14 protein-coding genes are annotated in these 12,351 nt (G+C 61.3%); 8 read left to right on the top strand and 6 right to left on the bottom strand.

Features of this window, described 5'->3' with window-relative positions; genetic code table 11:
* Positions 1–570, bottom strand: a 570-nt coding sequence (locus tag NKH80_RS08120; protein WP_352990818.1) for an alcohol dehydrogenase catalytic domain-containing protein, incomplete at its 3' end; no start/stop codon positions are given.
* A gap of 344 nt (positions 571–914) precedes the next feature.
* On the opposite strand from NKH80_RS08120, the gene NKH80_RS08115 reads away from it, so the two are divergent.
* The 5 genes from NKH80_RS08115 (at position 915) to NKH80_RS08095 (ending at position 5,456) form a co-directional block, all read left to right on the top strand.
* On the top strand, positions 915–2,075 hold the full coding sequence (locus NKH80_RS08115; protein WP_502899791.1) for an ABC transporter substrate-binding protein: 1,161 nt from the start codon (positions 915–917) through the stop codon (positions 2,073–2,075).
* Positions 2,076–2,096: 21 nt separating this feature from the next.
* Positions 2,097–3,068 carry a YVTN family beta-propeller repeat protein gene (locus NKH80_RS08110; RefSeq protein WP_352990812.1) on the top strand — a complete coding sequence of 324 codons (972 nt, stop codon included), beginning with the start codon at positions 2,097–2,099 and terminating at the stop codon, positions 3,066–3,068.
* A gap of 98 nt (positions 3,069–3,166) precedes the next feature.
* Positions 3,167–3,955: a lanthanide ABC transporter ATP-binding protein PedB/LutE gene (locus NKH80_RS08105; protein WP_352690145.1), complete on the top strand. Its 789-nt coding sequence runs from the start codon at positions 3,167–3,169 to the stop codon at positions 3,953–3,955.
* 11 nt (positions 3,956–3,966) lie between these two features.
* Positions 3,967–4,827 (top strand): lanthanide ABC transporter permease protein PedC, encoded by an 861-nt coding sequence (locus tag NKH80_RS08100; RefSeq protein ID WP_352690156.1) that lies wholly within the window; start codon positions 3,967–3,969, stop codon positions 4,825–4,827.
* Positions 4,827–5,456, top strand: a complete 630-nt coding sequence (locus tag NKH80_RS08095) for a hypothetical protein (protein ID WP_352690143.1) — start codon at positions 4,827–4,829, stop codon at positions 5,454–5,456. The genes NKH80_RS08100 and NKH80_RS08095 overlap by 1 nt, the downstream gene beginning before the upstream one ends.
* A 27-nt stretch (positions 5,457–5,483) precedes the next feature.
* Here NKH80_RS08095 and NKH80_RS08090 read toward each other — a convergent pair whose 3' ends face one another.
* The 4 genes from NKH80_RS08090 to NKH80_RS08075 form a co-directional block, all read right to left on the bottom strand.
* The gene (locus NKH80_RS08090; protein WP_352507759.1) at positions 5,484–5,684 is read right to left on the bottom strand and encodes a hypothetical protein; all 201 of its coding nucleotides are present in this window, start codon (positions 5,682–5,684) and stop codon (positions 5,484–5,486) included.
* 268 nt (positions 5,685–5,952) lie between these two features.
* The gene (locus tag NKH80_RS08085; RefSeq protein ID WP_352702048.1) at positions 5,953–6,768 is read right to left on the bottom strand and encodes an oxidoreductase; all 816 of its coding nucleotides are present in this window, start codon (positions 6,766–6,768) and stop codon (positions 5,953–5,955) included.
* A gap of 67 nt (positions 6,769–6,835) precedes the next feature.
* Positions 6,836–8,140 (bottom strand): beta-ketoacyl-ACP synthase II, encoded by a 1,305-nt coding sequence (gene fabF, locus NKH80_RS08080; protein ID WP_352701437.1) that lies wholly within the window; start codon positions 8,138–8,140, stop codon positions 6,836–6,838.
* Positions 8,141–8,186: 46 nt separating this feature from the next.
* Entirely contained in the window at positions 8,187–8,765 is a 579-nt protein-coding gene (locus NKH80_RS08075; RefSeq protein ID WP_352701438.1) for a TetR/AcrR family transcriptional regulator, read from the bottom strand.
* 80 nt (positions 8,766–8,845) lie between these two features.
* Between NKH80_RS08075 and NKH80_RS08070 the strand changes: the two genes are divergently transcribed.
* Positions 8,846–9,208, top strand: coding sequence for a hypothetical protein (locus NKH80_RS08070; protein ID WP_352990807.1), 363 nt, complete (start codon positions 8,846–8,848; stop codon positions 9,206–9,208).
* Positions 9,209–9,336: 128 nt separating this feature from the next.
* Here NKH80_RS08070 and NKH80_RS08065 read toward each other — a convergent pair whose 3' ends face one another.
* A complete protein-coding gene (locus tag NKH80_RS08065) occupies positions 9,337–10,296 on the bottom strand; it encodes a LysR family transcriptional regulator (RefSeq protein WP_352690137.1) in 960 nt (319 codons plus the stop codon).
* Positions 10,297–10,419: 123 nt separating this feature from the next.
* On the opposite strand from NKH80_RS08065, the gene NKH80_RS08060 reads away from it, so the two are divergent.
* Positions 10,420–11,466 (top strand): class 1 fructose-bisphosphatase, encoded by a 1,047-nt coding sequence (locus NKH80_RS08060; protein ID WP_352701440.1) that lies wholly within the window; start codon positions 10,420–10,422, stop codon positions 11,464–11,466.
* A gap of 5 nt (positions 11,467–11,471) precedes the next feature.
* Positions 11,472–12,344: a phosphoribulokinase gene (locus NKH80_RS08055; protein ID WP_254819812.1), complete on the top strand. Its 873-nt coding sequence runs from the start codon at positions 11,472–11,474 to the stop codon at positions 12,342–12,344.
* The last annotated feature ends 7 nt before the right edge of the window (positions 12,345–12,351 follow it).

Genomic DNA, 12,351 nt, shown 5'->3' with positions numbered 1-12,351 from the left:
CGCCGTCGCGCCTTGCTCGACCTTGGCCGTGTTGATCACAGCGCCGATGCCGGTGGTGACGCCGCAGCCGATGTAGCAGATCTTGTCGAAGGGCGCGTCGGCATCGACCTTGGCCACCGCGATCTCGGGCAGCACGGTGAAGTTGGAAAAGGTCGAGCAGCCCATATAGTGGAACAGCCTGTCCTTGCCGATCGAGAAGCGCGAGGTGCCGTCGGGCATCAGGCCCTGTCCCTGCGTGGCACGGATGGCGGTGCACAGGTTGGTCTTGCGCGACAGGCAGGACGGGCACTGCCGGCATTCCGGCGTATAGAGCGGGATGACATGGTCGCCCTTCCTGACCGAGGTGACGCCCTTGCCGACGTCGACGACGATGCCGGCGCCCTCATGGCCGAGGATCGCCGGAAACAGGCCTTCCGGGTCGGCGCCCGACAGCGTGAACTCGTCGGTGTGGCAGATGCCGGTTGCCTTGATCTCGATCAGCACCTCGCCATCGCGAGGACCCTCGAGGTCGACCTCCATGATCTCCAGCGGCTTTCCGGCGGCGACGGCAACAGCGGCGCGCGTTTTCATCAGGCAATCCTCCCAAGACAACCCATAGAGTTTCACATTCGGCATTGCTGCGGATCATCTCGGAGTCGAAGACCGCAACACGCTCATTCACCGCCGTATTCCCACGAAAAGGCATAGGACTAAAGCAGACACGCAAGTCCACTTGCAGGGCTTTGATAAATCTTGTGGGGTCCGCTAAGCTCATTGCGGGCACCTTGAATTCGCGCTGGTCCGGGAACAATCGGACTTTAGTGCAAGAACAGGCAGTTTTATCGATGACGAGCGCGGTGCTAGGCACACTCGCGGCCTTTTTGTACCTATTTTTCCAGACCGCCGACATTGCGGACGTGATGGCCCAGGAAGTGATGGGCAAGCAACCGGTCGCAACCGACAGGCCGGAAAGAAAGATAACCGAAATCAGAATAGGTTATTTGCGGGCCTACGCGCCGCAACTGGCGCTTTCCCTGCTGGACCTGCCGCCACGCGACCAAGGTGTTGCCGGCGCCAATGTGGCGATCGGCGACAACAATACGACAGGAAAGTTCCTCAGCCAGAAATTCAGCCTCGACATAACCGAGATCAAGCCGGACGCCGACGCGGTACAAGCCTTCAACGATCTGATTGCCAAAGGTGACCGCTATGTTGTCGCGGACCTCTCGGCTAGGCAATTGCTGTCGATCGCAGACATCGCCCGCGACAAGGGCGTTCTGGTCTTCAATGTCGGTGCCACCGACGACAGCCTGCGCGAGGAAGACTGCCGCATAAATATTTTCCATATCGCGCCGACGCGAAGCATGCTGGCTGACGCGCTGGCCCAGTATCTCGTGGTAAAGAAATGGCCGAATTGGGTGCTGCTCTACGGTTCGCATGAGCAGGATCATCTCTACGCGGACGCGTTGCGCCGCGCGGCGGCCCGCTTCGGCGGTCAGATCGTCGCCGAGAAGGAGTTCAAAGACACCGGCACGGCGCGCCGCACCGACACCGGCGCCACGCAGATACAGCAGCAGATTTCCGTGTTCACGCAGGATCTGCCGGAGCATGACGTGGTGCTTGTCGCCGATGAGAGCGAGGTGTTCGGAACTTATGTGCCCTACCGCACCTGGACACCGCGGCTGGTCGCCGGCACGGCGGGCCTTGTCGCGTCGTCCTGGCATCCCGCGAGCGAGCAATGGGGCGGCATCCAGATGCAGAGCCGTTTCCTGAGGACGACCGGTCGGCGAATGCTGTCCAAGGACATGTCGGCCTGGACGGCGGTGCGGGTGGTGGGCGAAGCCAGCACGCGGACCAATGGCGACGATCCGAAGAAGATCGGCGACTACATCCGCTCGGACGATTTCTCGGTCGCCGCCTTCAAGGGACAGAAGCTGACCTTCCGCAAGTGGAACCATCAGCTTCGCCAGCCAATCCTGCTCGGCGACACCAAATCCGTCATCTCGACATCGCCACAGGAGGGTTATCTCCACCAAATCTCCGAGCTCGATACGCTCGGTATCGATCAGCCGGAAACGAAATGCGTACTTAAGTAGAACCAATCGGGAGGAATCTTCGTGCAGAGACGAGCTTGCGCACTCGCCATTCTCGCAACCGGCGTCATGGCCAATCCGGCGTGGGCTTACACCGTTTATGTCTCCAACGAGAAAGACAATACGATAACGGTCGTCGACACGGCGACGATGCAAGTGGTGAAGACCGTCGAAGTCGGCCAGAGGCCGCGCGGTATCACCATCTCGCATGACGGCAAGTTCATCTATTTGTGCGCCAGCGATGACGATACGATCGAAATCATCGATAGCGAGACGCTGCAAATTGTGGGCACGCTGCCATCCGGCCCGGATCCCGAACTGTTCGTGCTTTCGCCCGACGGGACCACGCTCTACGTCGCCAACGAGGACGACAATCTCGTCACCGCGATCAACATCGAGAGCAAGCAGGTCATGACCGAGATTCCCGTTGGGGTGGAGCCTGAAGGCATGGCTATCAGTCCCGATGGCAAAACCATGGTCAACACCTCCGAAACCACCAGCATGGCGCATTTTATCGACACCGACAGCCATGAGGTGACCGACAATGTCCTGGTCGACACGCGTCCGCGCTTTGCGCAATTCAAGCCCGACGGATCACAGATCTGGGTCAGCGCCGAAATCGGCGGCACCGTCAGCGTCATCGATAGTCTCAAGCGCGAGGTGGTGAAGAAGATCCAGTTCGCGATTGCGGGACTGCGGCCCGAAACCATCCAGCCGGTGGGCATCGCGATCAGCGCCGACGGCAAGAAAGCCTATGTCGCGCTCGGCCCGGCGAATCATGTCGCCGTCATCAATACCGAAACCTACGAGGTGGAAAGATACATCCTGGTCGGCCAGCGCGTCTGGCATCTCGACTTCACCCCCGATCAGAAGACGCTGATCACCACCAACGGCAATTCCAATGACATCACCTTCATCGACACGGCGACGGACGAGCCGGTTCAATCGGTTACGGTGGGCCAGCAGCCTTGGGGCGTGGCCATATCGCCCCACTAGACCGCAGCAATGATCAGGGAGGCCGACGTGATGAATATTTGCCGCGGGGATGTTGCACGTGCACTAGATAACCAGCGCGCCCCGAAGGAGCCAGCGGCATGCAGCATGTGAGGACAAGCGGAGCTGGAGACGAGGTGGCGGCGCTCGATGTTGCCGGCGTCAGCCATTCCTATGGTCCGAAGCGGGCGCTCAACGATGTCTCATTCTCGATCGCGCCGGGAACTTTCACCGTTCTGCTCGGCCTCAACGGCGCCGGCAAGACAACTTTGTTTTCACTGATCAGCCATCTTTACGGCACCCGCCGCGGATCGATCCGCATCTTCGGCCATGACGTCAGCCGCGCTTCGGGCGAAGCGCTCAGGCGTGTCGGCATCGTGTTCCAGGCACGCACGCTCGACCTCGACCTCAGCGTCCACCAGAACCTCTCCTACCACGCCTCATTGCATGGCATCGGCGGACACCATGCCCGGCAGCGCATTGCCGCGCTGCTGGATACAGTCAACATGCAGGGCCGTCAGCATGACAAGGCACGCAGTCTTTCCGGCGGCCAAATGCGGCGCATCGAGATCGCGCGGGCGCTGCTCCACCGCCCTTCCCTGCTGCTGCTCGACGAGGCGACGGTCGGTCTCGACATCCAGTCGCGTGCGGGCATTCTGGGCACCATCCGCAAGCTCGTCGAAACCGAGGGCATCGGCGTGCTGTGGGCGACGCATCTGATCGATGAGGTCGACGACGGCGACCATGTCGTCGTGCTGCGGCAGGGCGACCTGGTGGCCAAGGGTAAGGTGGCCGACGTCGTTGCGACGAGCGGTGCCAGTTCGATCCGCGACGCCTTTTCCAAGCTCAACCGCATCGAAACAAGCGGCATCGCGGAGATGTCGCCGTGAGCGCTCCCGCAATGCCCGCAAAAGTCGCGACCCTCACGCCGGTGAGTTTCGAACAATTTGGGCTCCGTCACTACCTCATTTGCCTCAAAGGGATCGTCGTGCGGGAGTGCCTGCGCTTCCTGCATCAGCGCGAGCGCTTCATTTCCTCGCTGGTTCGGCCGCTCGTCTGGCTGTTCATCTTTGCCGCCGGATTCCGGCAGGTGCTCGGCGTATCGATCATCCCGCCCTACAAGACCTACGTGCTCTACGAGGTCTACATCACGCCGGGCCTGTGCGGCATGATTCTGCTGTTTTCGGGCATGCAGTCTTCGCTGTCGATGGTCTATGACCGCGAAATGGGCAACATGCGCACCCTGCTGGTCAGCCCCTTCCCGCGTTGGTTTTTACTGATCTCGAAGATGCTCGCCGGTGTCGCCGTGTCGATCGCGCAGGTTTACGCGTTCCTTATCGTTGCCTGGTTCTGGGGCGTCAAGGCGCCGCCGCTTGGCTATCTCACCGTACTGCCTGCGCTGTTCCTGTCAGGCATGATGCTGTGCGCGCTCGGCATGCTTTTGTCCTCGATGATCAAGCAGCTCGAAAACTTCGCTGGCATCATGAACTTCGTCATCTTTCCCGGCTATTTCGCTTCTCCGGCACTCTATCCCTTGTGGCGTATCCAGGAGGCTAGCCCCCTGCTCTACAAGATCTGCCTCGCCAATCCTTTTACTTACGCCGTCGAACTGATCCGCTTCGCCTTCTACGGCCAGGTTGAGTGGCTGTCGCTAGCCGTCGTTGCCAGCTGCACGCTGCTGTTCCTTGCCGCCGCCATCATCGCCTACGACCCTTCGCGCGGCCTGATGACCCGCAAACAGGACACGGGAGGAAATACCTGATGGCACGAATGAGCCTTGTTCGCGGCCTGGCTCTGGTTGCCATGCTCGCGCCGGGCATCAACGCCATGGCGGCGAACCCCGATCCGGACTGGCCCTGCATGCAGCGCAAGGTGCCGCAACTCTCGCTCGGCCAGATCTGGAACGGACGGGACCTTCCTTCAGCGGCGAAGGACTGGTCGAAGGACCCCACCATCTCCGCCCTGATCGAGGAAGTGGCAGCTCGCCGGATGCCGATTGCGGAAGCTCAAAAGAAGATCAGGGATTTCGCGGCTTCCTTGCCGGCAGAACAGCTTGCACCCAAAATGGCGATGCTGGTGCAAGGCATGTTCGATCACCTGGACGCCGAGCGCTCGCAGGTGATTTCGGGCATTTCCCGCTACGCCCACAAGCAGCTCGAAATGGCCGCCGCGTTGCGCAAGGAAGGGTCCGATGTCGATGCGTTGCGGGCCAAGCCGGATGCAGATCCCGAAGAGATCGATCGGCGAACCGAAGAGCTGAAATTCGCAACGCGAATTTTCAATGAACGCGTCCAATCACTGACTTACGTCTGTGAAGTGCCGACGATAATCGAGCAGCGGCTTTATCAATTGTCCAAGGTCGTCTCGGAAGCGCTCGGCGCGAAGAAATAGAACCCCATTCGATCGTCGCGGCGGATATCACGAACCCCGGCCGGGCAGCACGCGCCAGCGCTGCACGAAATAACCGGGATGCGTCTCGATCCACTGAGCGACCAGCGGCTGCGCCTGCATGAACGCGGTCCCGGGATTCATCGCCAGGCCGTCCACCATCTGTTCGCGTTGTTCACAGGTCTGCGGCACAGCCGTCAGGCAGACCATCATAACGAGCGTGTAAAGCATTGGCCCTTGTCCCCATCGAATCCCGAACTCCATGCCGGGAGGTTTCCGTGATACCGACCCGTCTGCAGAGGTCGCACATACAGATCGCTTACGGGTGTGAAAGGACGTGGCCCCCGCTCTTTCGCGCCGCAACATAACATACCGCTAATCTAACGCCAACGACCGCAGGGCGTTCTCCAGAGCAATCGCGTCAGGTTGCGCCGCGCCAATGTGGTGACGATGGTCCAACGTCGATGATTCCGAGCTTCACGGGATTTCGTCGAGGTCATCAAACCGGCAGCCCGAGTTGCTTTCGCAGGCTGTTGTCGAATGCGGATGCGGGGACGAAACGGCGCAGGAAACTGACCTGGCGCGCCATTGTTCCAGCCGCATAGCGCCTCTTCGGAGCGGGATCGGTCGCAGCCGCCAAAACGGTCCTGGCCACCACTTCCGGCGCATCGCCTTTTTCCATCGCTTTGCGCACAGCTGCATTCATGCCGGCGCGCGCAGAGTCATAGATATCAAGCAACTGATCCGGCCTGGCGAGATTTTCTTCAAATGAGGTGCGGGTATAGGCGGGCTCCACCAAGACGACGCGAATACCGAAAGGACGCAGTTCGTGGTCGAGCGATTCGGAATAGCCTTCAACGGCATGCTTGGTCGACGAATAAAGCGCGAAATAGGGAGCTGGGATGAACCCCTGCACCGAGCTCAAATTGACGATTCTGCCCTTGCCTTGACGGCGCATTGTCGGCAGGACCGCTTTGGTTACTCGCATAATGCCAAAGACGTTCACGTCAAACAGCGACTTGGCCTGGGCCATCGAAGACTCCTCCGCGCCACCAAGCAGGCCAACGCCGGCATTGTTGACGAGCAGGTCGATGCGCCCGGTCTCGGCCAGCACGTCCTGTACAAGTTTCGCCACGGACGCGTCATCGGTCACGTCGCCGGTCAGCATGGTAATGCCGTCGGATCGTTCGGCGACTGCGCGACGGCTGGTTCCGAACACGCGAAAACCCGCGTTCTTCAGGGCTTTGGCCGTTGTGTGCCCGATGCCGCTGGATGCCCCGGTCACCAGGGCGACGCCTAGATTGGTCTTGTTCATGGAGGTCACATCCTTCTTCGTGTTTGGACCGGCGGGGGAGAAGCGCGAAAGGTCGGAGCGGAAGGCGTCAATCATGAGCGCCTCCGGTGCTCGCGCCGGCCAGATCATCCGTCCAGCGCCGGAACAGCGCACTGGCATTAACGCCTCCGAAGCCGAAGCCATTGGAGATTGCGTAGTCCATCGCCATCGGCCGGGCCTGGTTTGCGACGAAGTCGATCCCGTCGCCGGCCGGATCGGGAGCGCTCAGATTGAGGCTCGGCGGTGCCATCTGATCCCTGAGCGCCAGAATTGCGAAGATAGCTCCGAGCCCGCCAGCGGCTCCGAGCAGGTGTCCGGTCGCCGATTTCGTTGCACTGACAGCTATCGCGAAATCGCGCCCGAACACGCTCTTGATCGCTTCGATCTCACCCAGGTCGCCCACCGGCGTGGAGGTCGCATGGGCATTGAGATGACGAACCTCGCGGGGCGAAATCCCTGCTTGGGCGATTGCGATCTCCATGGCCCGGCGCGCACCGTCGCCGTCCTCGGGACCGGAGGTGACGTGATGAGCATCGGCCGTCGTGCCGTAGCCGACAAGCTCGGCCAGCGGTCTTGCGCCGCGCGCCAGGGCGTGGCTCAATTCTTCGATGACCAGCATGCCGGCTCCTTCGCCCATGACGAAGCCGTCCCGCGACTTGTCGAACGGTCGGGAGGCCTCATCCGGACGGTGATTAAAGGAGGTCGAAAGAGAGCGTGCCGCGGCAAACCCACCGAGGCTCACGATATTCATGCATGCTTCCGTCCCGCCGCACACGGCAATATCGGCTTCGTTGGCGCGAATTAGGCGAGCCGCATCGCCGATCGCCTGAATGGCGGCCGCGCACGCCGTCACCGGTGCACCGAGCGGACCTTTGAAGCCATAGCGGATCGAGATGTGGCCTGCCGCGAGGTTCACCAGGAACGACGGCACCGTAAAAGGTGATAGACGGCGGACGCCGCGTCGGTCGACCGTGCGCACCGCCTCGGTTATGGCCGGGAATCCGCCGACGCCCGAGGCGATGATCGTGGCCGTGCGCAAGCGACCTGCTTCCGAGACGGGTGCCCATCTTGCTTGGGCGAGTGCCTCTTGTGCAGCCGCCAGCGCAAAGAGAATGAACCGATCTACCTTGCGCTGATCCTTCGGCGGAAAGACGGCACCCGGATCGAAACCAGCATCCGAATCCTCGTCCAGCGAGGGAACCACCCCTCCGATCTTCGCCGGCAGGTCTCCCACCACATCATCCGGAAGCCTCCGGAGGCCCGAGCGGCCGGCCAGGAGACGCGACCAGGACGCTTCGACATCGGCAGCAAGAGGCGTGACCGCGCCCATGCCTGTTACAACAATCCGTCGCATCTATTTTCCTATCAGTTTGGGTGCGCCGCCGGCGCTACCACGCCGTTCAAGCGCCGGCTGCTTCGCGAACCTGATCGGTCGCCGCATCCAGAAAGGCCTGCGCGAGGTCGGGATCGTTGACGACGCGCGATAACATCAACGCACCGACCATCGTCGAGAGAATGGCCATGGCCTTGCCATCGGAATCCCCGCCACCGGTCCCAGCTATGAAACCGCCGAGGATCTTGAGATGCTCCTTGATCCCGGCTTCGAACGGCGCTTTCACGTCCTTGCCCTGTCTGCCGGCATCCGAACCCAGCGCTACGATCGGGCAGCCGTCCATCTTTTCTCCGCGATGGTCCATGCTGAGGTAGAACGCGATCACCGCGCCAAGCGGATCATCAGGGTTTGCCGCAGTCGCGGCCGACCATCGATGCGAGGCGCTCTCCATCGCCCGCCTGGACGCCTGCGCCGCCAGGTCGTCCTTGGATGCGAACTGCTTATAAAACGCGCCTTGGGTCAGTCCGGCACCCTTCATCAGATCCTTAAGGCCGATACCATCAAACCCGCGCTCCCGAAAAAGGCGGCTTGCCACGTTGATTACGGTTTCGCGGTTTTCCGCGGCCTGGGTACGACTTACGCGCATCGTTAGCTTCCTTTTTGGATTGCATTCGTAATCTATAAATCATATAGAGGTCGAACGCAATCTAAAAAAGGAGATATGAGATGATCCGCAATACCCTGAGCGCATCGCTCCTGGCCGCGCTGTTTCTCGCGACCCCGGCTTTTGCCGAGGAGGCCACCATCGGACGCCCGATCGAGGGCGGCAGCCTGCACGAGGGACACCTTGACATGGTGGTCTACTACGTCCCGGCCGACGGCGACCTCTTGGAGGTCACCGCCACCTTCGCGCCGAAGACCGAGGGCGATCCGCTGCGCATCGTAATGGGTCTCGCCGACGACGACTCCGTGGCCTTTTCCATGCCGGGTCACCAGGGCTCGCTCTACACGTTCTCAAGGTCCGGGGATGAGGTGACGGTCTCGACCGGGACCGACATGCATCTGCGAGCCGACGCGACAATGCGCTGAGCCGAAGTTCAGACCGCAACCTGCGTGCTGCTGGCCGTTGGCTCTCGCGTCCGCGCGAGTCGCCACACGGTGCCTCGATCACGCCATCTAATAAGTTTGGGGCAAGCGTTTTGCCTGCACCGCGCGCCCTAACTCGCGCGACCTCCAGTGTTCGGTTCCTCGTGCGGATAGAGCTTGCCGAACAGGGGCAGGTACATCGCGCCCTTGCGCATCAGAAAATCGTGGAAGGTCGCCATCGCCGGCGAGATCGCGTGATCGCTGCGCATCACCGAAAACCATTGCCGGCGGATCGGCATGCCGACAACGTCGAGGATAACCAGCCGGCCGGCTTCGGTTTCGGCAGCGATGGTGTGGGCAGAGATGAACGCGATGCCGAGCCCGGCCATCACCGCCTGCTTGATGGTCTCGTTCGAGTCCATCTCGACGCCGAGATCGTCGATGCGGCCGGGCACGTCGCTCAGGAATATTTCCAGTGAGATGCGCGTTCCGGAGCCGGGCTCGCGAATGAGGAAATGCTCCTCGGCGATCCGCTCCTTGGAAATGTCGCGTGCCGACGCCAGCGGGTGGTCGGGTGGTGCGATGATGACCAGCGGGTGATCGCCGAAGACCGAAGCACGCACCGGGACTTCCTTGGCCGGGCGTCCCATCAGCGCGATATCGATGTCGTGGTTCTTCAGATTGTCAATCGTCTCGGCGCGGTTGCCGATGGCAAGGTGCATGTCGATATCGGGATGTTCCTTCATGAAGGCGGCCATCAGCCGCGGCGCGAAATATTTGGCCGTGGAAACGACGCCGAGCCGCAAGCTGCCGGCGCGCACGCCCTTGATCGCATCCATCTTGTCTTCGAGCAGACGAAGCCGCTCCTCGATGGCCTGTGCCGTCTCGACGAAGGCCAGACCTGCGGCAGTGGGACGCATGCCATCCGACGTCCGGTCGAACAAGGCCAGTTGGAACTCCTCCTCCACCTGCCGCAACTGGATCGTCACCGCTGGAGGAGACAGGCCTAACGCCTTGGCCGCGCTGACGATTTTTCCGTGGCTGATGATTGCCTGAACGGTCTTGAATTGCTTAAGCGTGAGGTTTCTCATATGGCATACTAAAATTTTTTTACTGCCGGAGTAAAGTTATTGAATTTTACTTATCCAGCGTCGTTTGTTCTCCTTTCCCAATCCGGCCGACCCCAGGAGAGGCGGCTGGATCGGGAGGTTACGATGCCAGCGGCAACGCTCGACGCTTTTCTGAACTCCTATCTTGGCGAGCCGGACGAACCGCGCTCCGCGGTCGTAGCGACCATCCGTCAGCTGACGCAGGCGGCCACCACGATCCGCAACACCATCAATCAAGGGGTGCTCGGCACGGCCTTTGCCGGAACCCGCGGCGCCAATGCTGACGGCGACATCCAGAAGGATCTCGATGTCTTTGCCGATGACATCTTCCTCGACGCCATGCGCCACGCTCCGGTCGCGCTCTACGCTTCCGAGGAACTGGAGCAGCCGGTGCTGCTCGACAGGCAAGCGGCTCTTGCCATCGCCATCGACCCGCTCGATGGCTCATCCAACATCGACACCAACGTGTCGATCGGAACGGTCTTCTCGCTCCTCCCTGCAATTGGTGCGCCGGATAGGAATCCGGCCGCCTCGTTTTTGCAGGCAGGCGTGAACCAGCTGGGCGCCGGTTTCTTCATCTACGGGCCGCAGTTGGCGCTGGTTCTGTCGCTCGGCAGCGGCACCCATGTCTTCGTTCTCTCGACCCGGCTCGGCACCTTCGTCCAGGCCTACGAGAGCCGGATCATCCCACAGCGAACCCAGGAGTTCGCCATCAATGCCGCCAACTACCGGCATTGGGACGAGGCGGTGCGGCTCTACATCGACGACTGCCTTGAAGGCACCGAAGGCCCACGCGAGAAGGACTTCAACATGCGCTGGATCGCCTCCCTGGTCGCGGACTGCTACCGCATATTGATGCGCGGCGGCGTATTCCTGTATCCGGGCGACAAGCGCAAGACTTACCGCCAGGGGCGACTGCGCCTCGTCTATGAGGCAAACCCGATCGCCTATCTCGTCGAACAGGCGGGCGGTGCCGCCACCGATACGATCACCCGCATCCTCGAAATCGAACCAGAGAACCTTCACCAGCGCGTGCCCATGGTTTTCGGATCGGCGCGCGAAGTCGCGCGCGTCACCCGCTACCACACCGAACCGAGCGCCATCGGCGAACGCGCGCCGCTGTTCAGCCGCCGCGGCCTTTTCAGGGCCTGAACACCATGTCGGCAAAGCACCCCATCATTACCATCACCGGGTCGTCGGGCGCAGGCACCACCTCTGTCAAGCGCATCTTCGAACTGATCTTCCGGCGCGAGAACATCGGGGCCGCCTTCATCGAAGGCGATGCTTTCCATCGCTACGACCGCGCCACGATGAAGGCGAAGGTGGCCGAGGAGGAAAAGGCGGGCAATCCGAACTTCACCCACTTCCATGCCGAGGCCAATGAATTGGCAATCCTAGAAGAGGTGTTCGAGGAATATGGCCGCCGGGGAACCGGAAAGACCCGCACCTACATCCATGACGAGGATGAGGAGAAGCAGTACGGCACGCCGCCGGGACATTTCACCGAATGGCGCGAATTTCCGCCGAGCGACCTGCTCTTCTACGAGGGCCTGCATGGCTGCGTCGTCACCGACAAGATCAACCTGGCCAGGCACGCTGACCTTAGGATCGGCGTGGTGCCAGTCATAAATCTGGAATGGATCCAGAAGATCCACCGCGACCGCGCAACGCGCGGCTATTCCACAGAGGCGGTGATGGACGTGATCTTGCGGCGCATGCCGGACTATGTCCGCTACATCGTCCCGCAGTTTTCGCAGACCGCCATCAACTTCCAGCGCGTGCCGATCGTCGACACGTCTAATCCGTTCATCGCACGCTGGATTCCGACGCCCGACGAATCGATGCTGGTCATCCGCTTCGCCAATCCCCGCGGCATCGATTTCCCCTACCTGCTTTCGATGATCCACGACTCGTTCATGTCGCGGCCGAATTCCATAGTGGTGCCCGGCAACAAGCTCGACCTTGCCATGCAGCTGATCCTGACGCCGCTCATCCTGCAATTGATCGAACGCAAGAACCGTGTGTCGTGAGGAGGAC

Origin of the sequence: Mesorhizobium sp. M0904, from assembly GCF_040319475.1 — a bacterium.
In the GTDB taxonomy this organism is placed as follows: Bacteria; Pseudomonadota; Alphaproteobacteria; order Rhizobiales; family Rhizobiaceae; genus Mesorhizobium.
Note: the sequence above shows the minus strand (reverse complement) of the source record. Positions and strands in the feature narration are given on the sequence as shown.